The organism is Olleya sp. NP1-10 (assembly GCF_055804415.1).
Genome location: NZ_CM147840.1, coordinates 2,262,669 through 2,284,036 on the forward strand (window position 1 = coordinate 2,262,669; position 21,368 = coordinate 2,284,036).

Genomic DNA, 21,368 nt, shown 5'->3' on the forward strand with positions numbered 1-21,368 from the left:
TGCCTAGCACCAAACATAAAACTTATAAAAATTGAATATTGTTATAGAAACTATAAAATTTATAATTTTAAATAATTAGTAACCAGGTGGTTTTGTTTATTCTAAAATGAAATATAACCGTCTAATTATTTATGAAAATGAAGTTGTATGTCATTAATTAAAGGACTTTTTAATTCTAGCTAAGTCACGTTTGTTATCTCGATCCTTAATCGTTTCACGCTTATCATACAGTTTTTTACCTTTAGCTAAAGCAATGTCTAATTTAGCAAAACCTTTCTCGTTTATAAATAAACGTAAAGGGATAATGGTTAAACCAGACGTGTTAACCTCTTTAAGTAGTTTTTTAAGTTCGCGTTTGTTAAGTAATAGCTTACGTTCGGCTTTTGGTCTATGGTTATAGTAGTTACCATAGGCATACTCTTGAATGTTCATGTTAATAACAAACAATTCACCTTGCTCATTAAACTCGCAAAAAGATTCAGCAATAGAGGCTTGACTGTTTCTAATGGATTTAATTTCGGTTCCTGTTAAAACTATTCCAGCAGTATATTTATCTAAAATTTCATATTGAAATTTAGCCTTTTTGTTAAGTATGTTTATCTTTTTTTGCATTGATGCAAAGCTAATAAATTAGAAGTTAAAGTAATTATAATTGTTTAGTCATTTTATACATGCCTCTTAAATTAGGATGTATTAAATCAAAATCTAACGCGTAGGCTTCGGTAATTGTAAAGCCCATTTTTTTATAAAACTGTAACGCTTGTGTTTGTGTGTCCATAGCTTCTAGCCAAATGGTTTTAGATAGGTTTTGTTTAGCTATAGTTATTGCTAAAGTCATAACCTTTTTACCCAAACCTTGTCCTTGATAATCTTGGTCTAAATATAGCCTATGCAGCTTAGTCGTTTTTTTATTGGGTTGATGTACTAATCTTAGGATGCCAGTAATCGTATTATTAAATGTAATAAAATAGTAATCAGAATGCGCTTGTTGTAATTCTTCTTTTAAATTATTTTTATTGTATTGACTGTTAATGTACCAATTACAATCCTGATTTACCCAAAGCTGTTGGTAAGCCGGAGGATAAATGCGTTGCATTAATTGTAATAATGTATTTTGCTTAGCTATTGTAATAGGTTGTAATGCAATCATGTTTACTTTACATCAATAACTTTATCGGTTATTTGACCATTAGAGATAGTGACTATAAATAATTTACTATTTATGGTTTCGTCTATGTCTTGATATTTTTCTTTATTTAAAATAGCATTTACAAAACTTGGTGTTGTGTTACTGTGTCCAACAATTAAAACAGATTGTCCTTTAGTAGATTTTAAAAAGTTATCGTAATCAGTTTGTTTGGCACTGTATAGAATTACAGGTAGCTTTTTATGATTAGCAGTAGGAAAGGCTGTAGATAGTGTACGTTTATAATTTGTGCTGTAAATAGCATCTAAATTTTGATTTTTAAAATAGCGTTTCCATTTTCTTGCACGACGTTTTCCTTTTTTTATTAACTCTGGATTATGGTTAGACGTATCGCTTTTATTTTTTTCGGCATGTCTAATAAAATAATAAGTCGTTGTTGAGGTTGTAAACTCTTGCTCTTGCGCTTTTATTGAGACAGAAATAAAAACGATTAATACAAATAATATATGTTTTTTCATAAATAATAATTAAGCTAACTCTAAAGCTATTTTGATCATATCTTTAAAGGTGGTTTCCCGTTCTATACTAGTCGTTTTTTCTCCAGTAACTAACGAGTCTGATATTGTGCAAATGGTTAACGCATTAACATTGTGCTTTGCAGCAACAGTATATAATCCTGCAGTTTCCATCTCTACGCAAAGTACACCAAATTTACTCCATTTTTTATAGGCCTCAAAATCGTCTGCATAAAACTCGTCAGAAGTAAAAACATTTCCAGCTTTTATAGCAATATTTTTAGTTTTGGCAGTCTCTACTGCTTTTTGAAATAATTCAAAGCTTGCAGTAGGCGCATAGTCTGCACCACCAAACCTAAGTTCGTTAACACCAGAATTTGAAGAAGCAGCCATAGCCAAAACTACGTCTCTAATTTTTATGTGTTTTTGGTATGATCCAGCACTACCAACACGTATCAAGTTTTTTACACCAAATTGTGTGATTAACTCGTGTGCATAGATAGAAATACTGGGTACACCCATTCCTGTTCCCATCACAGAGATTGGTTTACCTTGATACGTCCCAGTATAACCCAACATGCCTCTAACGTGATTAAAACAAACCGGATTGTCAAAAAATGTTTCGGCAATCCATTTGGCACGTAATGGGTCACCAGGTAATAATATAGTTTCTGCAACATCGCCTTTTTGGGCTCCAATATGTATGCTCATAGTTTTTTATTTGAAAATGAAATGATTACTGTAGAACTTAATAGCTTTTTCTCCGGAAGGTTTGCCTGTCACTATAGCTATTCCGTTTGAGGTTCCGATGCGATCTACACCAAGATTAATGTATTGTAAAGCGGTTTTAGTATCTCTAATTCCACCAGAAGCTTTAATTTTAGTATCAGTATTTTTAATAGCTTCTTTCATTAATTTTACATGATGTACAGTTGCACCTGCTGTACCAAATCCAGTGGACGTTTTAATAAAATCTGCACCAGCTTTTATTGCTAATTGACTTGCTTTTGTAACTTCTTGATCTGTTAAATAACAGGTTTCTAAAATGACTTTTAAGACTTGATTAGGTAACAGGTCTTTTACTGCTTTAATGTCATTATAAACAGCGTCAAATGCTTCGCTTTTAAGTAAGCCTATGTTTATAACCATGTCAATTTCGTCTGCACCATCTTTAATAGCTTGTTTGGTTTCTTCAACTTTAGCTTTAGTACTCATAGCTCCTAACGGAAATCCAATGACACTACAGACTTTTGTATTACTATTTTTGATTTCGGCTTTAGCCAAAGCGACATAACTACTATTAACACAAACAGAAAAAAAATCGTGTTTTACAGCTTCTTCGCATAATTTAATGATATCAAACTTTGTAGCAGTAGCCTTTAATAAAGTATGATCTATGTATTTATTTAGGATATTCATTGGTGTAAAAATTAGTACATAAAGTTACGAGTTTTAATGATAGAATGAATTCATGTTGTAAAATCACCTAATAAACTTTTTTTACAATGATAATGGTCAGTTTTTACTTTTTTCTTTCATTAAAAATTAATTTATCAAATGACTTATTTATATTTAAAGAAAAAATAGATATAAATGAGCAAGTATACACTAGACAGTACACAAGACTATGATTTAATATGTGTTGGAGGCGGAATAATGAGTGCTACATTAGCATTAATGACTAAAATCTTAAAACCAGATTTAAAAGTGTTAATTGTCGAGCGTTTAAACGAGGTTGCTCAAGAAAGTTCTGCAGCTTGGAATAATGCAGGAACAGGACATTCTGCTTTATGCGAATTAAATTATTGTCCTGAAAAAGAAGGTCAAGTTATTATTGAAAAAGCAATTAAAATATGTCAACAGTTTGAAGAGTCAAAACAGTTTTGGAGCTATTTGGCAGATCAAGGTTTGTTGACTAATCCAAATAATTTTATAGCTGCTGTACCACACCATAGTTGGGTGTTAGGAAAAGAAAACGCTAGGTATTTAGAACAACGTTATAATACCATGAAACATCATTTTATGTTTGATACCATTCAGTTTACTAAAGACAAAAGTAAAATGAAAGAGTGGTTTCCTTTAATCATGGATAATAGAGAAGAAGATGAAGTGATGGCTGCTTCAAGAATAGATAGAGGTACAGAGGTTAATTATGGTGCTTTAACAAAAACTTTATTTAATATTTTAGAAACTAAATATAATACTCCTGTACATTGTAACATGGAGGTTAAAGATATAGACCCAAGTCCTGATATTGACTGGACCGTTGAGGTTGAAAATTTAGAAACTAATGAAAAATTTAACTTAGAGTCTAAACATGTGTTTATTGGAGCAGGTGGCGGAAGCTTGTTATTGTTACAAAAGGTAGAAATTGAAGAGAAAGAAGGTTATGGTGGTTTCCCTATAAGTGGAGAGTGGTTAGTTTGTAAAAATGAAGCCATTATTAACCAACACAATGCTAAAGTCTATAGTAAAGCAGGACTTGGTGATCCACCAATGTCAACACCACATTTAGATACTAGATATATTAATGGAAAACGCGAATTACTATTTGGACCATTTGCTGGTTTTAGTCCTAAGTTTTTAAAGGAAGGGTCTAATTTTGATTTATTAAAATCGGTTAAATTTGATAATATTTCTCCATTATTAGGTGCTTTTTGGCACAATTTACCATTAACTAAATATTTGATTGAACAAGTAACGTCGTCTCATGAAGACCGTATGGACGCTTTAAGAAAATTTGTTAAGGATGCCAAAAGTGATGATTGGGAGTTGTTAGTTGCTGGACAACGTGTACAAATTATTAAAAAAGACGAATATGAAGGTGGTGTTTTACAGTTTGGGACCGAAGTTGTTAGTAGCAAAGACGGAAGTATCACTTGTTTACTAGGAGCCTCACCAGGAGCATCTACAGCGACTTCAGTAATGTTGCAAGTTTTACAGCAGGCTTTTCCGGAAATACTTAATTCTGACCAAGGACAAGCTATAATGAAACAAATGATTCCGTTTTGGAATACTGAGGTTACTGAAAGCTTGTTTAAAGAGCAATTAGCAAAAAGTAAAAAGTCATTACAACTCTAATCATTAAAATAACGGACTTGCTTTATGTAAAGGTCTCTATTTTCGCCATCTAATTTAAACTCGATATCCAATCCAAACTCTAAATACTTTTGTTTTGATTTATATACGTTGTAATAATAATGTTTTTTGATTTTTTCTAATTGTTCAGAAAGGTTAATTATTTCGGTTTCTGACATTACTAAATTTCCATTATTTAGATTTGAATGAGAAATGATTTCGACTATACGTTTTTCATTATATAGTTTAGATGATGATCCAGAGTAACATATTATCTGATCACAGGTTACACCAGCTTCAGGTTGTACAACACTGGCTTCGCCTACTTGTACATTTATAATATTACCTAAATAATTTTTTCTGTAAAGATTTTTAGTAATCGCAACACCATTGGCTTTCTCGTTAGGGAAGGAGCGATGTACCAAAACTCCCATTGCAATACTGTTTTGGTCTATATTAAAGTAATCGCGTTCTAAAAAAGCACGTTGGTACCATAAGCTGGACCATACTTTTTAATAGCTTTTTCAATGGTTTTCTTTTTATGGTCTACAATTCCTGTTTTAGAGTCATATAAACCTGCACCAGAAAAACCAACAATATCTTCTGCATTTGTTGAGCTTCTAAAACGTAGTCTAGTATGACTGCCTAAACTTTTTATTTTAGCATTAACGCTGCTAATTAAATTGGATGCTATTGGTGTGTTTTTTATTCTTTTTTGGATTACTTTTAATTGTTTTTCTAAAACAGTTTTATCTTGATTAATTTTATAATCATAAACCATTTGTTTAACTAAAGTATCTGCTCCAGAGGTTTTTAAGTGTGCTTCATAAAAGTAAAAAGGGATAGCAAAAGCAGATTCAGGGATTTTAAACTTTTCTTTTTTAGCTAAATCATATAAAACTCCAAAATTGGCAGCTTTTCCACCTACGGTATTTATTGATTTTTGGTTTAAATTGTCAATATCAATTAGTGTTTTTATAGAGGTGTTTTTTGTTAAGAATAGCGTTTCCTTTTTTCTTTTTTAGTTTTTCTAATAAATTGAGTTTTGGTAATAGTTTTGATATAAAAAGTATCTAAAGTTACTTCAAAAGACACATATTGATTGTCATATTGTTTTAAAATTTTAGACTGCATTGCTTTTGTATAAGCCGCAATAGGTATTTGTCTGTTTTTTCCTAAAACAGAAATGTGACTTAATGGTGTCTGTAATATGGTTGTAATAACACCTGCTGTTATGGGAAGTTCTAATATTGGTTGGTTAATTACTATAATATCGTTTTTAGAGATGTTTTGTTTAGCTAGGTTAGTTGCATCAACAAATTTTAAACAGCCATAACTTTTTTGAGTACTTACAGCTTGGTAGGTTTGGTCACCATATAAATCTGAAGCCGATAATGTAGGGATTTGAATCGCTGATTTGAATTGTTCTAATCTTGCGGTATTTAAAAAGAAATTAAAGTTTTTAAAATAAGTTGCTTTTTTAACTGCATTATAAAAAGCTTTTATATCGTCTATCTGCATATCATCTATAGGAGACAATTCTAAGCTATAAGCGTCATTGGCTAGATAGTGATTAATGTTTCCTAATAAAAAGCGTTTGTCTTTATGTTTAGCTTTATAATTAGTGTTATTAAACTGTTGTAAAGATTGAGGAATGTTGAGGTAACCACTACAAAATCTAAAGTGGTATTTATACACTTTACTATTTATAAAGTATAACTGTTTTGATTTAATATCATAGACGACCTTTAAAGCATCTACACGACCGTATTTTTTTGTAACAGGAGCTGTTTTAAGACTGTTAAAATCTGATTCTGTTTTTAAAGTGTTTTTAAATTTTACTTGACAATAGACTATATTGGTTAGAATTAAAAAAAGGATTAAAAATTGGTTTTTAAACTTTGTAGTATGCAAGTCAAATGGTTTTTTGTTAAGCGGTTACAATATAGAACAAAAAAAGCAACACGCCACTTATGTAAAAGTATTGTGTTGCTTTTTCAACTAACCAACCATTATCAAAACGTGTTGATATTTAGTTTATTTTGTGTTAACAGAACTTTATGATTGTATGTCTTCTGTCACTAAATCGCCTTGATTACGAAAAACTAGTTGTCCATCAAACTCATCTAACAAAATGATACTTTCTGTACTAACTTGACCAGATAAAATCTCTTTACTTAGTTGGTTTAGTACTTCCTTTTGAATTACTCGCTTTACAGGTCTTGCTCCATATTCTGGATTAAAGCCTTTATTGGCAAGATAGGTTATTGCTTGTGGAGTGGCATCAAATGTAATCCCTTGTTTAGCAATCATTTTAGTGATTCCTTTTAATTGTAATCCAACAATCTCAGTAATATTATCTTGTGTTAAAGGTGTAAACATTATAATATCGTCTATTCTGTTTAAAAACTCAGGTCTAACCGTTTGCTTTAATAGTGCTAAAACATCAACCTTTGCGCCTTCAATTGCTGTGTCCACATCTTTAACAGTATCAAAACGCTCTTGTATTATTTGGCTTCCCATGTTTGAAGTCATAATAATTATTGTGTTTTTAAAATCTGCAATACGACCTTTATTATCTGTTAAATGCCCTTCGTCTAATACTTGTAACAAAATATTAAAAGTATCAGGATGTGCTTTTTCAATTTCATCTAAAAGTACCACAGAATATGGTTTACGTCTAACAGCTTCGGTTAATTGTCCGCCTTCATCATAACCAACATATCCTGGAGGTGCACCAACTAATCTGCTAACCGCATGACGTTCTTGATATTCACTCATATCAATTCTAGTCATTGCACCTTCATCATCAAAAAGGTATTCTGCTAAAGCTTTTGCTAACTCGGTTTTACCAACACCAGTAGTTCCTAAAAACAAGAAGGTGCCAATAGGTTTGTCTGGATTTTGTAATCCAGCACGACTACGTCTTACAGCATCACTAACAGCAGTTATAGCTTCGTTTTGACCAACAACACGTTTATGTAATTCGTCTTCAAGTTTAAGTAATTTTTCACGATCACTTTGAAGCATTTTTGTAACAGGTATACCTGTCCAACGGGCTACAATTTCTGCTATATCCTCATAGGTTACTTCTTCTTTTATTAAAGAATTTTCAGACTGGTTGTCTTGTAAATCCTTTTGTAAAAGCTCTAATTGCTCTTGCGCTTCTTTTATTTTACCATAACGTAACTCGGCTACCTTACCATAATCACCATCACGTTCTGCTTTTTCAGCTTCAAGCTTAAAGTTTTCAATATCTTGTTTTGTGTTTTGGATGTTATCAACGACTTCTTTTTCACTTTTCCATTTGGCATTAATTTCGTTTCGTTCTTCTTTGAGATTTGCTAAATCGTTTCTTAAAGATTTTAATTTAACTTCATCCTTTTCACGTTTGATAGCTTCAATTTCAATCTCCAATTGCATGATTTTTCTATCTAAAACATCTAATTCTTCTGGTTTAGAATTAATTTCCATGCGCATTTTAGAGGCAGCCTCGTCCATTAAATCAATTGCTTTATCTGGTAAAAAACGATTGGTTATATAACGTTGAGATAGCTCGACAGCACCAATAATGGCATCATCTTTAATGCGTACCTTGTGATGTGCTTCATATTTTTCTTTAATACCTCTTAGTATTGAAATAGCACTTTCTGTATCAGGCTCGTCAACCATTACTTTCTGGAAACGACGCTCTAAAGCCTTGTCTTTTTCAAAGTATTTTTGATACTCATCTAAAGTAGTAGCTCCAATTGCACGAAGTTCTCCACGTGCTAAAGCAGGTTTTAAAATATTAGCAGCATCCATTGCACCTTGACCACCTCCAGCACCAACAAGGGTGTGGATTTCGTCAATAAATAATACTATATCACCTTCACTTTCCGTAACTTCTTTGATTACAGCTTTTAGACGCTCTTCAAATTCGCCTTTAAATTTTGCACCCGCAATAAGTGCTCCCATATCTAAAGCAAAAATTTGTTTGTCGACTAAATTTTCTGGAACATCACCATCAACAATTCTATGAGCTAAACCTTCAGCAATTGCAGTTTTACCAGTTCCAGGTTCACCAACTAAAATAGGGTTGTTTTTGGTACGTCTGGATAGGATTTGAAGGATTCTTCTAATTTCTTCATCACGTCCAATAACAGGATCAAGTTTACCGTCTCTTGCTAATTGGTTGAGGTTTTTTGCGTATTTATTAAGCGAGTTGTAAGTTTCTTCTTGGCTTTGTGAGGTCACACGATCTCCTTTTCTTAGCTCGTCAATAGCTGCTTTTAAACCTTTTTCTGTTACGCTTTGGTCTTTAAGCATTTGTGCTATTTTGCTATTTGATTTAAAAATAGCTAATATAAAATGCTCTACAGAAACGTAATCATCGTTCATAGATTTGGCTATGATTGAAGCTTCATTTAAAGTTTTATTGGCCTCTCTGGATAGCATTAAATCTGCACCTGTAACTTTAGCAAAACTTTCTAATTGTTTGTCTAAAGCTAGTTCTAGTACAGGAATGTTTACATTCAATTTTTTTAAAATGAATGGTAATACGTTTTCATCAACTTCAAAAATGGCTTTAAAAAAGTGTTCGTTTTCTATTTGTTGATGACCATAACTTTGTGCAATCTGTTGCGCACGTTGTATGGCTTCTTGCGATTTGATTGTATAATTATTTGGATTCATATATTAGTTTTTGTGTTTCCGCGTAAGCGAAAACTGTTGTGTTTAAATTTGTTAACGCTAAGTATATTTCAAACACCTTACCAATTGTATTTGTAAGACAAAATGTCTGTATAGCATTGGTTTTAAGTGACTTTTTGTCGTTTGGCTTAGGGTTTTATTAAAATAAAGCTTATATTTATTAATGTTAACCTCACTTGACCTAACTAGTTTAATAATAAAATTATTTTGCTTTTATTTGTGATGTTAATTCTCCTAAAATGATAGTTGATTAATCTATTATGTATTAGTCAATAGTTGCCCTTAGTTTAAATTGTGATTTTTTACGGTTTGAACAGCTATAAATCAATATCATGTTAGCCTAACAATGAACACACTTAAACAAAAAACCAACCGAAGATTTATAATCTTTGCCACTACTTTTATAATAGTATTTCTATCTCTCTTTTATATTTTAAAAAGGCATGTTTTAGTGCAAAATAATGATGCTTATTTGATAAATAAATCTGGTAAACAAAGAATGTTAGGTCAGCGTTTAGCCAAATTAATTTTTTTAACACATTATGACAAAAATGTTTTACCTATAACTACAATAAGTGATTCAGTTAATCATCTTACAAAAGAGCTTAAAGAGACTCAATTATTTTTGTTTAACGATTACAAAAAGACAGGAAACTCTTTAAAATTAGACTCATTGTTTAAGGTTGCCAATGATAACTTAGAATTGCTGATTAAAGATAGTGAAAACCTTGTTAAAACAAAGATTTTAGAGCTAGATAATATTACTAGTTTTAGAGTAACTGAGTTAAGTTATTTATTTGTTATGGATGCTATTGTCAATGAGTATCAAAAACAAGCAGAATCTAATTTATATAAAATAGAATCTAGTTTTTATATTATTTTTGGTTTATGCGCAGTAATAATAATTGTTGGTTTTTTCTCTTTATGGTTTCCTAATATACGACTGTTGTTGGCTAAAAATAAAGATTTAGAAATTAGTAACACGCGTTTAAAAAACACACAAGCTTTAGTTGATAAAAACTTAGAAGAATTAGGTCAACTAAGATTAGATCTTGAGCAGAAAGAATATTATAATCAAATTTTTATTTCTCAAGCAGCTCCTTCTTTAGCGATGTTAGATAAGGACATGAAATATATAGCTGTTTCTGAAAAATGGAAAAAAACATATAATAAAGAAGGAGAAGAATTTATAGGTAAGTCGCATTACGATATTTTTCCTGAAATAGGAGAAGAATGGAAAATACAGCATCAAAAATGTTTAAATGGTTATATTGATACTTGTGATGAAGCCCCTTTTGTGAGGGCAGATGGAACAATACAATGGATATTTTGGGACGTTAGACCTTGGTATTTATCTGATGGGACCGTTGGAGGTTTGCTAATGTATACTGGAGATGTTACCAATCATAAAAAACAACGCGAAGAAAAACAAAAGGTAGAACAAATTTTAAAAAGCACAAATGAAGTTGCTAAAATTGGTACTTGGGAATTAGATATAAAATCCGACAAACTAACCTTTAGTGCGATGTCTAAAAAAATTCTCAAAATTAAAAGTGATAAACAGTTGTATGGAAACAACAGCTTGTTTTTATATAAAAATGGAACTAGTCGTAAAAAAATAATAAAAGCCATACAAACCATAAAAAAGACAGGACAACCATTTGATTTAGAGTTGGAAGTGGTTAGTCCTGATGGTGATCATATTTGGGTTAGAGATATTGGTAAAGCGGAATTTGTAGACGGAGAATGTGTTAGAGTATTTGGAGTGGTTCAAGACATTACCTATCTAAAGCAAGCTGAAAGTAAACTGCTTAAACAAAATGAACTTTTAAATTTTGCTGAACAAATTAATAATATTGGTCATTGGGTTTTAGATGCTAAAACAGATGAAATAACTTGGTCTTCAAGTATGTACGATGTTTTAGGAGTAGATAAAGAGGTTAAAATAGATAAAAATACGTTATTAGAAATGACTCATCCTGATGATGTCGATCTGTTAATAAATCATATGAAGCTAACAATGACTAACAGGTGCTTTGATGGAGAGCTTGTACATCGTATAATGGTTTCAGATGGATCAATTAAAACAGTTAGTGTATTAGGAAAAGTAATTAAAGATAATAATGATGAAATTTGTGAAATTATAGGTACTTGCCAAGATATTACCAAACAACGTATGGCTGAAATTAAATTTAGAGGATTACTTGAGTCTGCTCCAGATGCCATGGTCATTTTAAATGCTAATAAGAAAATACATTTAATAAATAAGCAAGCCGAAAAAATGTTTGGTTATACCTCTACTGAATTGTTAGATGAAAAAATTGAAATTTTAATACCAAAACGTATTGTTGAAAATTTTAAAACCTACAAGGATAATTACTTTGAGGATCCAAAATCCATAGGTATGGGTGAAAATAAAGAACTAATAGGTGTAAATAAAAAAGGGGAAGAGTTTACTGTTCAAGTTAGTTTAAGTCCAGTTGAGACAGAAGATGGGTTGCTAGTTTCTGCAGCCATTAGAGATGTTTCTAAACAAAAAGAAGATAAACAAAAAATAGTAAATGCCAATATCAATCTAGAACATTTAGCGGATAAATTAATTGCACAAAATATACAATTAGCAGATTTTGCTCAAATAACATCTCATAATTTAAGAGCTCCTGTAAGTAACTTAAATTCGTTATTAGACATGTATGATTTGTCTATAGGTCAATTAGAAAAGGAAGAAGTTATACATAATTTTAAAAAGGTAACCAGCCATTTAACCCTTACTTTGAACACGTTAATACAAGCGTTAAAAGTTAAAAATGATAAAGTAAGCCAGTCCAATGTGTTTTTTGATGAGACTTTATATAAAACAAAAGAGTTGTTGGCTGCTCAAATTATTAAGACTAAAGCCAACATTACCTTCGATTTTTCAGAAATAAATAAAATTTCCTATAATAAGATTTATTTTGAAAGTATTTTTCTTAATTTAGTTGAAAATGCACTGAAGTATAGGTCCCAAACCCGAACACCTGAAATTCATGTATGGACAACTAAAGTTGATGGAAAGGCAGTATTACACATCCAAGATAATGGATTAGGTATAGACCTTAACAGACACAGAGATAAATTATTTGGTCTGCATAAAGTTTTTCATAGACATCCTGAAGCAAAAGGAGTAGGTTTGTTTATGACTAAATTGCACGTAGAAGCGTTAGGTGGTAATATTACTGCTAAAAGTGTTGTTAATGAAGGATCAACCTTCATCATTAATTTTAATAAATAAAAATGAAAAGTGATTTAAATATTTGTATTGTTGATGATGACGAAATCTACAAATTTACAGTAGTAAAAATCTTGAAATCTATAGGTTATGACAAAAACATTATGGCATTTTCTGATGGAGATGAGGCATTTGACTTTATAGCTAATAATCTTGATGCTATTGAAACATTACCAGATGTAATTTTGCTAGATATTAATATGCCAATCATGGATGGATTTCAATTTATGGACGAGTTTGTGAAAATTAATCCAAAAGTTGGTAAAAAAATAATAATTTATATGGTATCTTCTTCTGTTGATGCTAAAGATGTGAAAAAAGCTGCAAGTATTTCTGAAATTTCCGACTATATAATCAAGCCAATCAAACGAGGAGAACTTCAAAATATTTTAGAAGGTTTAAATAAGGAAATTAGGATATAGTTTATACGGTTTCCTGTAGTATCTTCGTTAAAAATTGGTATAATTAAAACTAAAAAAAGAAATACAAATGGGAATTTTTAATAAATTATTTGGAAGCGATGCTCCACCAAAAGAAAAAAGGTGTTACCATGGATACCTTTAACCTCTGTTGAAACATTAGATTCTATTGTTCAAAAATCAAAAACCAAAACTCAAGTTATATTTAAGCATTCTACAAGATGCGGTATAAGTAGTATGGTTATGAATCAATTTATTGCAATGTATGACTTAGATTTAAATATAGATTTGTATTATTTAGATCTACTAAACTATAGAGAGGTGTCTAATGAGACGGGTTACAAATTTCAAGTCATGCATCAATCACCACAATTAATTATTGTAAAAAATGGTGTTGCTGTTGCACATGCTAGTCATGGTCAAATAAATGAAATTAATCTTAACCAATTTGATTAATCATAATGAAGTCAAAATTGTTTTTTATTTTAATACTATTTTCTTTTTTAGTTGTGAAACTGAAAAAAAGATGACCATGTGCCTTCTAATAACTGGAAAACCATGCAGTGGAATACAGCATTATCGGATTCGTTATTATCAGGTTCAAGTTATCTATCCGTGTATTCTCAAATTTATAGTGTTACGGAGCATAAAAAACATGATTTAACCGCAACTGTAAGTATAAGAAATATTAATACCTCTGATACTATTTTTATAAACAAAGCAGACTTTTATGATACCAAGGGCCAGTTGATTAAATCGTATTTTACAAAACCAATTTTTGTAAAACCAATGCAAACTATAGAGATTGTTATAAATGAAACAGATAGTGAAGGTGGAACTGGAGCTAACTTTTTATTTGATTGGTCCATACCGCAAAATGCAAATCCACCTTATTTTGAAGGTGTTATGATTACAACCTACGGACAGCAAGGTTTGTCTTTTACGACCCAAGGTGTAACTTTAAAAAAATAACGTTTATAATTTATGAAAGAAATTTTGACCTCTTTCCTGTTTTTATTTGCAGTGATAGACCCTCTAGGTTCTATACCTGTATACTTAGAAGCGACTAAAAATTTTGATAAAAAATATAAAAAACGTGTAGCTGTTAGAGCTAGTTTTGTGGCTTTTTTAGTCTTATTATTTTTTATAGTTATTGGTCAATTAATTTTAGAAGGAATGAATGTCACGTTAGATGCGTTTCAAATTTCTGGAGGTGTAATATTATTTTTATTTGCTTTAACTATGATTTTTGGTGAAGGAAAACCTGAAACTGAAAAACATGGGATTAAAGATTATAAACACGTTACTATTTTTCCTGTGGCAATCCCTTCTATAGCTTCGCCAGGAGCTATAATGGCTGTGGTATTACTAACCGATAATCACATATATACAATTCAACAACAATTGTTAACCACATTATTAGTCTTCTTAGTCGTTGGTTTAACAGGTCTTTTATTGTTAGCAGCTAACAAAGTTCAAGATAAGATAGGAGAGTATGGTATTACCGTAATAAGTAAAATTATGGGATTAATATTGGCATCTTACGCTGTACAAAGTATTTTAAGTGGGTTAAAAGATTTTTTTGCATAACTTATGAAGTTATTAGTTACTTGTTTACTTTGGATTGTAGTTACAGTAAGTTATGCTCAAACACAACCAGATAAGATGCAAGAATTAATTGCTAAATTAGAAATTGGAGAAGTCCAAAAAACAGATTTAAAATTTAAGTTAGAGCATTTAAAAACAAGAGGTTTAGAAAATTATTCAAAGCAAATTAAACAGTTGGAAAATAAGCTAACTGACAGTGTTATTTCTAATAAAATAAAAATAGGATTTCAAAACTATTTCAGTGAATCTGATATTGATAAATTATACAAACAAATTAATCCTGATACTATAGATGGATTTTATGATTCTGAGAGCTTGAATAAAAGCATATCTGCTGAGTTTATTTCTATTAATAAAGCAATTTCAAAATTGACTGATGCTGTTTCAGCTGATAATTATTATACATCTTCAACTATATTTACTACAATTCCGGTTGATAGGGAAGATGGATTTTATGCTTTAATTGATTATAAATATAATTCAAATAATACCGATGTTAAATTAGAAGATAATCCAACTATACTTATATCTGATATTTTAAATGTAAGTAAAGTTTTTTCTGATTATGGATCTATTCAACCAGAAATAGCAATATCATTAACAGAAGAAGGTACTCGTAAACTATATATATTAACAGGCAATAATATAGGTAAACCTATAGCTATTGTTATTAATAAACAAATTGTGTCTTTGCCAATAGTTAATAGTGTAATTAAAGAAGGACATGTTAGTATAAGTAATGCTTTTTCAGAAAAAGATATAGATAGTATGATATATATATTAAAAGGGGATTAATAATTCTACCTAAAAATTATAACAAAAAACCCTCAAATTGCTTTGAGAGTTTTTTGTTTCAAACATTATATTTTAACCTCTAAAACGGTATTCTGATATGATATCTTTAAGTTTATATTTTAGATCTTCACCAGTATCATAAACCATTTGCTCGTTACTTGGAAAAAGCACTTGTTTGTTTCTTAGTAATTGTAAGTCTTCAGTATTTAAAGCTCTTCGGTCCCCTTTTACAGTTCCAAAAGTATTTTCAAAAATAAATTGACTATCAATATTAAAATTGTCTAATATTTGATTTTGTTTTAAATCAGTATACACAACTTTAGCAATAACTTGTGTTGATTTTAATTGGTTTACTTCAAAAAATCTAGCTTTTATATTAACTATTTTATCTTGTTTAATATCGTTACCTAAACTATCTTTGGCTACGTTTCCGTTGTCATCTAAAACATATTCCCAACCATCAACTATGTTTTTTTGACGCAATAATTGTCTTTCAGTTATATGTTCTGGAGATATATTTATGTGTTGTAATTGCAAATCCATAGCATAATCATACTCTAAATTGTAATTAGCGTTAGCGTGATAAGTTGTCCAAAATTGATCAAGCCCATACGTATCAAAATTTAATAAATCAGCTTCTAAACGTTGTGGTAAAATTTGACGAGTTTGATTTTGTATAGTAACTAAAACAAAATCAGTTCCTTTAAAATGTGCCTCATTCATTAACTCTCTAACATTTTTATAGTTAGGATTAATAGCTTCAATAGACTGTAACAACTCATAAGCATCACGATTGTAAAACTTATCATGTGTTGTCATTAATTGTTTTGCTTGCGTGTATTTGTATTCTGATACTTTAGTTCTATAATTAATAATTTCATTACTATAGTCATTAAAATCAAGTTCTAAATTTTGACCAGCAATTTGTAATGGTAAAACACGTTTAACAGCATTTTGACGACTATCTAAATCTAAATAAATATTATATATGGTTTCATATAACTCTGGATTACCATCTTTAGCTAAATGGTTTAAGTTAGTATGATCTTCATCCACAACTTTATAGTATGCATCTTGTAACATCATTACATAGCTTTGCTTACGCTTTTTGTCTTTGTTGTTTTCTAGTTTTTTTAAAGCATTGCTAATAGCTAGATCATAATCACAAGATTGCAATTGTTTTTCAATTTGTTTTCTTCCAACGCAAGATGTTAGCACTAGAAGAAGTACTGTAATAAGAGTAAAATTTTTCATCTTTTTTGGATTTAATTGGTTTCTATGTTAATAGAAATCCAAATTGCGTGCCAAACCTAAAAAAGAAACCCTTAAATAATTAAATTTAAGGGTTAAGTGTTTGAAATATAGTGTGTTGTTATTTTGTTTTTTTAGGTTCAAAAACAGGTAATAACTTTGTTTTAACTTCTCCAAAACCAATTCTGGTACCATCTTTTTCACAATAACCTCTCATAATAACAGTATCGTTGTCATTTATAAATTTACGTTCAGACCCATCTTGCATTTTTACAGGTTTTTCACCTCTCCAAGATAACTCTAACATAGACCCATAACTATCAGGTGTTGGTCCAGATATTGTACCACTTCCCATCATGTCTCCAGAATTAACAGGACAACCATTAATAGTATGGTGTGCTAATTGTTGTGACATACTCCAATACATATGTTTAAAATTAGATCGTGTAACAACCGTTTCTTTAGCTTTTTCTGGTTGTATAGCAACTTCTAAATTAATATCGTAATTCTTTTTAGCAGATTGTTGTAAGTATGGTAATTGCTTTTTTAAAGGCTTTGGGTTGTCTGCTTTAAATGGTTGTAACGCATCTAAGGTTACAATCCAAGGAGAAATTGAAGAGGCAAAGTTTTTTGCCAAAAATGGTCCTAATGGCACATATTCCCATTTTTGTATATCACGTGCTGACCAGTCATTAAATAACACTAGACCAAAAATATATTCTTCAGCTTCATTTACAGGTATTGGTTCTCCTAAATCATTAGCATCAGTAGTAATAAAAGCCATTTCTAACTCAAAGTCTACTAATTTACTTGGACCAAAAACTGGGTCTGTTGCTCCAGCAGGTAAAGTTTGACCTTGTGGTCTGTGTACTGGTATTCCAGAAGGAATAATAGAGCTACTTCTACCATGATATCCAACAGGTATATGTAACCAGTTTGGTAATAAAGCATTATCAGGATCTCTAAACATCGTACCTACATTGGTAGCATGCTCTATACTAGAGTAAAAATCTGTGTAATCACCAATTTGAACAGGTAATTGCATTTCAATTTCATCTAATCTAAATAATACAACTTCTTTGTTTTTTACATTATCCTTTAAAGATGTGTTATCTGCATCAAATATTTCGGCAATTCTATTTCTTACTAAACGCCAAGTTTTACGACCATCTGCGATAAAATCGTTTAAGGTATCTTGTAAAAAAATATCATCTGTTAATGGGATTCCTTCAAAATAACCTAATTGGTGTAAAGCGCCTAAATCTATTGCAGTATCACCAATTCTTGTTCCTATAGTAATAATGTCATCTCTAGTTAAGAAAACACCAAAAGGAATATTTTGAATAGGGAAATCTGAATTTTTATCGACGTGTAACCACGATTTTCTATCTGGATTATTGGCTGATAATGGCATATATATAATTGTTGATTTGTTGTTTATAAATTATAAGTAAATATATGTTTTTTCAATTATTTAAAAGGGTTATTTCTTATTTTTGATAAATATTTAACGATAAAACTATTTTCGCTTAAAGCGGAAATTAAAAACAATACAATTATGCAACGCGACGAACAAATTTTTGAATTAATTCAAGCCGAAAAAGAACGCCAATTAGATGGTATAGAACTAATTGCATCAGAAAACTTTGTCAGTGACCAAGTCATGGAAGCTGCAGGATCTGTACTAACAAACAAGTATGCCGAAGGGTATCCAGGAAAGCGTTATTATGGTGGTTGTGAAGTGGTTGACGAGGTCGAGCAAATAGCAATTGACAGAGCAAAAACTTTGTTTGGTGCAGCATATGCTAACGTGCAACCTCACTCTGGTAGTCAGGCTAATACAGCTGTCTACCATGCCTGTTTAAAACCAGGAGATAAAATATTAGGATTTGATTTATCACATGGTGGCCATTTAACTCATGGGTCTCCAGTAAATTTTTCTGGTAAATTATATAATCCAGTATTTTACGGAGTAGAGCAGGAGACAGGAGTTTTAAATTATGATAAAATTCAAGAAATTGCAACTAAAGAAAAGCCACAATTAATAATTGCTGGAGCCTCTGCTTATTCTAGAGATATAGATTTTAAACGTTTCAGAACCATAGCAGACAGTGTTGGAGCTATCTTATTAGCAGATATATCACATCCTGCAGGATTAATTGCAAAAGGAATTTTAAACGATCCAATTCCGCATTGTCATATCGTAACAACAACAACACATAAAACATTACGTGGACCAAGAGGAGGAATGATATTAATGGGTAAAGATTTTGAAAACCCATTTGGAATCAAACTTAAAAACGGAAACCTACGCATGATGTCTTCTTTATTAGATTCTGGAGTATTTCCTGGTAATCAAGGAGGACCTTTAGAGCACATCATTGCAGCAAAAGCAATTGCTTTTGGAGAAGCGTTAACTGAACCATTTATGCATTATATGTTACAAGTTAAGAAAAATGCAGCTGCTATGGCAGAAGCTTTTGTAAAGCGTGATTACAAAATTATTTCTGGTGGTACAGATAACCACATGATGCTTATTGATTTACGTAACAAAGATATTACTGGTAAAGATGCAGAAAAAGCATTGGTAAAAGCAGATATTACGGTAAACAAAAACATGGTGCCTTTTGACGATAAATCACCATTTGTAACTTCAGGAATTAGAGTAGGTACAGCTGCAATTACAACCAGAGGTTTAAAAGAAGACCAAATGGAAGTCATTGTTGGTTTAATTGATGAAGTGATTAAAAATCATGACAATGAAGGTAAATTAGACGAAATTGCTATTAAAGTAAATGCAATGATGAGTGATTTACCTTTATTTGTAGCCTAATTTTAAATTATATATTTCGCTTTCGCGGAAAAAAAGCCAGCTTTTTAGCTGGCTTTTTTGTGTTGTGGTTTTTGCTTTAATGTAATTATACAAAAAAATCTCGATTCACGTCTTCTACGTCGACGTAGTCGAACTGAGGATATGTTTTATAGTCTTAAAAATCAGTATGCTGATAAGCACCTAAATCTGGACTTGCAGTTCTATCATTACCTGAAATATCATTAGGGACTTGTGTCGCAAAAGTCGCATTACCTTGACCAATTGCAGCAGAATCTTCACCAATATTTAAATCATTATCAAAAGGATCTCTAAAATTAGGGTCGTCATTAAAAATCATGTTTTCGTAGTGTGTAGTATCTTCAAAATCATAGTTTTCACTTGTAAAAAAGTTACTGCTATCCTGAAATTGAAGTAAACAATTAGTAAACTTAAAGTTAAATACTATGGAAGCGTCTTCAATTTCATCTATTAACAACTCAGGATTGTCATTTCCGTAGATAATACAATTGCTGAAATTTGCTTCAGTTAAATCAGAAACAAAAGCTGTATTGTCTTCATCAATAACAAAATTATTAATTAACAAAGCTGGAAATTGTCTAAAACTGCTATTCCAATAATTTGCTATAGTAGAGTGTGTGACATTGTATTTTCCACCAAAAGTAGCACCAAAACTAGCTTGCCCAGCATTATTAAGGACTAAATTATCTGCTTTGATAGAGGTATTACGACCTAAAATACCAAATGTACTGATGTTATAAATTTGAGAATTAGTAATGGTTAATTTATCTGTTACCGCATCAGCATTACCATCTGACAATACTCCAACTGTAGCATTTTTAATAGTTGCATGATTTATAATGTTGTTTAAACTGCCATCAAATAGCCAAATAGTTCCCCATTGTCCAGGCACATCATTAAATAATGGTTCTAGTCTATCACCTTCAAAAATCACTTCGTTTTCTAAAAGATCTTGGTCAGTACTTAAATCTCCATTGACATTTAAAGTAGCACCTTCTGACACTAATAATCCAGAATTAGCATGAAAATGGACACGTGCTCCTGCATCTATAGTTAATGTTTCGCCTGATGGTACAGCAGCATAACCATAAATTACGTAAGGTTTCTGGTTTGTAAATGTAAGTTCTTCTGGTAGTAGTTCTCGTCCTTGTATTTCTGATTCTACAGGTTGACCATCTACGGTTAGCGTTAGGGTTTCAATAACACCAGTAGTATTGTCTTTATCAGGATATATAAAATTAGCATCTTTAATTAAAGTCACTAAATCTACATCTTGAAGGTTGGATCCAGCGTCAAAAATTATTTTGTCTGTGTATAAAAATTGGTCGTTAGTAAGTGGTGTAGTGTTAGTATTAAAAGTCGTTTCAATAAAAATAAATAAACTGTCCTTGGCTAATAATTCAACATTATTAAAGCTTTTTCCTGCTTGACCATCAAGATTTAATCGGTAACCAGAAGTTTCACCATTTTGTAGTTGTACATTAGGTATAGAGATGTCTTCATTACTATTATTGTACACTTTTAAGTTGTAGGTACTTGAGCCAATATTTGCAAAAATAGTATCTAAATATACTGTGTCTTTAGAAAAACCTAGATTTCCAGAACTAGCCTGAAACTCAAAATCCTTACGACAAGAACTGCAAAATAATATAAATCCTAAACAGCAGATAAAATATAGCGTACGCTTCATATAAATGTAATTGTAACTTTGGTTGACTAAAATATAACTTTTGAATTAATGATT

20 protein-coding genes are annotated in these 21,368 nt (G+C 30.9%); 8 read left to right on the plus strand and 12 right to left on the minus strand.

The features are described from left to right. Positions 1-153 precede the first annotated feature (153 nt). The 5 genes from smpB to deoC are packed head-to-tail and all read right to left on the minus strand — an operon-like array spanning position 154 to position 3,081. Positions 154-612, minus strand: a complete 459-nt coding sequence (gene smpB / locus AC0L4B_RS10615; protein WP_473436879.1) for an SsrA-binding protein SmpB — start codon at positions 610-612, stop codon at positions 154-156. A 34-nt stretch (positions 613-646) separates the two neighbouring features. Beyond that, a complete protein-coding gene (locus AC0L4B_RS10620) occupies positions 647-1,150 on the minus strand; it encodes a GNAT family N-acetyltransferase (RefSeq protein ID WP_473436880.1) in 504 nt (167 codons plus the stop codon). Positions 1,151-1,152: 2 nt separating this feature from the next. Further along, complete coding sequence (locus AC0L4B_RS10625; RefSeq protein ID WP_473436881.1) at positions 1,153-1,665, minus strand: SixA phosphatase family protein; 513 nt, start codon at positions 1,663-1,665, stop codon at positions 1,153-1,155. Between the two features lie 9 nt (positions 1,666-1,674). Continuing rightward, positions 1,675-2,373 carry a purine-nucleoside phosphorylase gene (deoD, locus tag AC0L4B_RS10630; protein ID WP_473436882.1) on the minus strand — a complete coding sequence of 233 codons (699 nt, stop codon included), beginning with the start codon at positions 2,371-2,373 and terminating at the stop codon, positions 1,675-1,677. Positions 2,374-2,379: 6 nt separating this feature from the next. After that, positions 2,380-3,081 carry a deoxyribose-phosphate aldolase gene (gene deoC, locus AC0L4B_RS10635; protein ID WP_473436883.1) on the minus strand — a complete coding sequence of 234 codons (702 nt, stop codon included), beginning with the start codon at positions 3,079-3,081 and terminating at the stop codon, positions 2,380-2,382. 174 nt (positions 3,082-3,255) lie between these two features. Here deoC and mqo point away from each other — a divergent pair, with 174 nt between their 5' ends. Continuing rightward, the gene (mqo, locus tag AC0L4B_RS10640) at positions 3,256-4,743 is read left to right on the plus strand and encodes a malate dehydrogenase (quinone) (protein ID WP_473436884.1); all 1,488 of its coding nucleotides are present in this window, start codon (positions 3,256-3,258) and stop codon (positions 4,741-4,743) included. Here the strand turns inward: mqo and AC0L4B_RS10645 are convergent. The 4 genes from AC0L4B_RS10645 to clpB form a co-directional block, all read right to left on the minus strand. Continuing rightward, complete coding sequence (locus tag AC0L4B_RS10645; RefSeq protein WP_473439434.1) at positions 4,740-5,195, minus strand: hypothetical protein; 456 nt, start codon at positions 5,193-5,195, stop codon at positions 4,740-4,742. The genes mqo and AC0L4B_RS10645 overlap by 4 nt on opposite strands. Before the next feature lie 17 nt (positions 5,196-5,212). Further along, entirely contained in the window at positions 5,213-5,719 is a 507-nt protein-coding gene (locus AC0L4B_RS10650; protein ID WP_473439435.1) for a PEP/pyruvate-binding domain-containing protein, read from the minus strand. Between the two features lie 14 nt (positions 5,720-5,733). Continuing rightward, the gene (locus AC0L4B_RS10655; RefSeq protein ID WP_473436885.1) at positions 5,734-6,654 is read right to left on the minus strand and encodes a hypothetical protein; all 921 of its coding nucleotides are present in this window, start codon (positions 6,652-6,654) and stop codon (positions 5,734-5,736) included. A gap of 144 nt (positions 6,655-6,798) precedes the next feature. After that, entirely contained in the window at positions 6,799-9,414 is a 2,616-nt protein-coding gene (gene clpB, locus AC0L4B_RS10660) for an ATP-dependent chaperone ClpB (protein ID WP_473436886.1), read from the minus strand. A gap of 364 nt (positions 9,415-9,778) precedes the next feature. Here clpB and AC0L4B_RS10665 point away from each other — a divergent pair, with 364 nt between their 5' ends. From AC0L4B_RS10665 to AC0L4B_RS10690, 6 genes are all read left to right on the plus strand, one after another. Next, on the plus strand, positions 9,779-12,703 hold the full coding sequence (locus tag AC0L4B_RS10665) for a PAS domain S-box protein (RefSeq protein ID WP_473436887.1): 2,925 nt from the start codon (positions 9,779-9,781) through the stop codon (positions 12,701-12,703). A 2-nt stretch (positions 12,704-12,705) separates the two neighbouring features. Then, a complete protein-coding gene (locus AC0L4B_RS10670) occupies positions 12,706-13,122 on the plus strand; it encodes a response regulator (protein WP_473436888.1) in 417 nt (138 codons plus the stop codon). A 120-nt stretch (positions 13,123-13,242) separates the two neighbouring features. Next, entirely contained in the window at positions 13,243-13,575 is a 333-nt protein-coding gene (gene ytxJ / locus AC0L4B_RS10675) for a bacillithiol system redox-active protein YtxJ (RefSeq protein ID WP_473436889.1), read from the plus strand. Positions 13,576-13,677: 102 nt separating this feature from the next. After that, positions 13,678-14,091: a DUF3124 domain-containing protein gene (locus AC0L4B_RS10680; protein ID WP_473436890.1), complete on the plus strand. Its 414-nt coding sequence runs from the start codon at positions 13,678-13,680 to the stop codon at positions 14,089-14,091. Positions 14,092-14,103: 12 nt separating this feature from the next. Next, on the plus strand, positions 14,104-14,709 hold the full coding sequence (locus AC0L4B_RS10685) for a MarC family protein (protein ID WP_473436891.1): 606 nt from the start codon (positions 14,104-14,106) through the stop codon (positions 14,707-14,709). A gap of 3 nt (positions 14,710-14,712) precedes the next feature. Then, entirely contained in the window at positions 14,713-15,522 is an 810-nt protein-coding gene (locus AC0L4B_RS10690) for a SecDF P1 head subdomain-containing protein (RefSeq protein ID WP_473436892.1), read from the plus strand. Between the two features lie 72 nt (positions 15,523-15,594). Here the strand turns inward: AC0L4B_RS10690 and AC0L4B_RS10695 are convergent, their stop codons facing one another. Then, on the minus strand, positions 15,595-16,776 hold the full coding sequence (locus AC0L4B_RS10695; protein WP_473436893.1) for a hypothetical protein: 1,182 nt from the start codon (positions 16,774-16,776) through the stop codon (positions 15,595-15,597). 118 nt (positions 16,777-16,894) lie between these two features. Beyond that, positions 16,895-18,187, minus strand: coding sequence for a fumarylacetoacetase (gene fahA / locus AC0L4B_RS10700; protein ID WP_473436894.1), 1,293 nt, complete (start codon positions 18,185-18,187; stop codon positions 16,895-16,897). 144 nt (positions 18,188-18,331) lie between these two features. Here fahA and glyA point away from each other — a divergent pair, with 144 nt between their 5' ends. Continuing rightward, a complete protein-coding gene (glyA, locus tag AC0L4B_RS10705; protein WP_473436895.1) occupies positions 18,332-19,606 on the plus strand; it encodes a serine hydroxymethyltransferase in 1,275 nt (424 codons plus the stop codon). Between the two features lie 154 nt (positions 19,607-19,760). Here the strand turns inward: glyA and AC0L4B_RS10710 are convergent, their stop codons facing one another. Continuing rightward, complete coding sequence (locus AC0L4B_RS10710; protein ID WP_473436896.1) at positions 19,761-21,314, minus strand: hypothetical protein; 1,554 nt, start codon at positions 21,312-21,314, stop codon at positions 19,761-19,763. Positions 21,315-21,368: the final 54 nt, after the last annotated feature.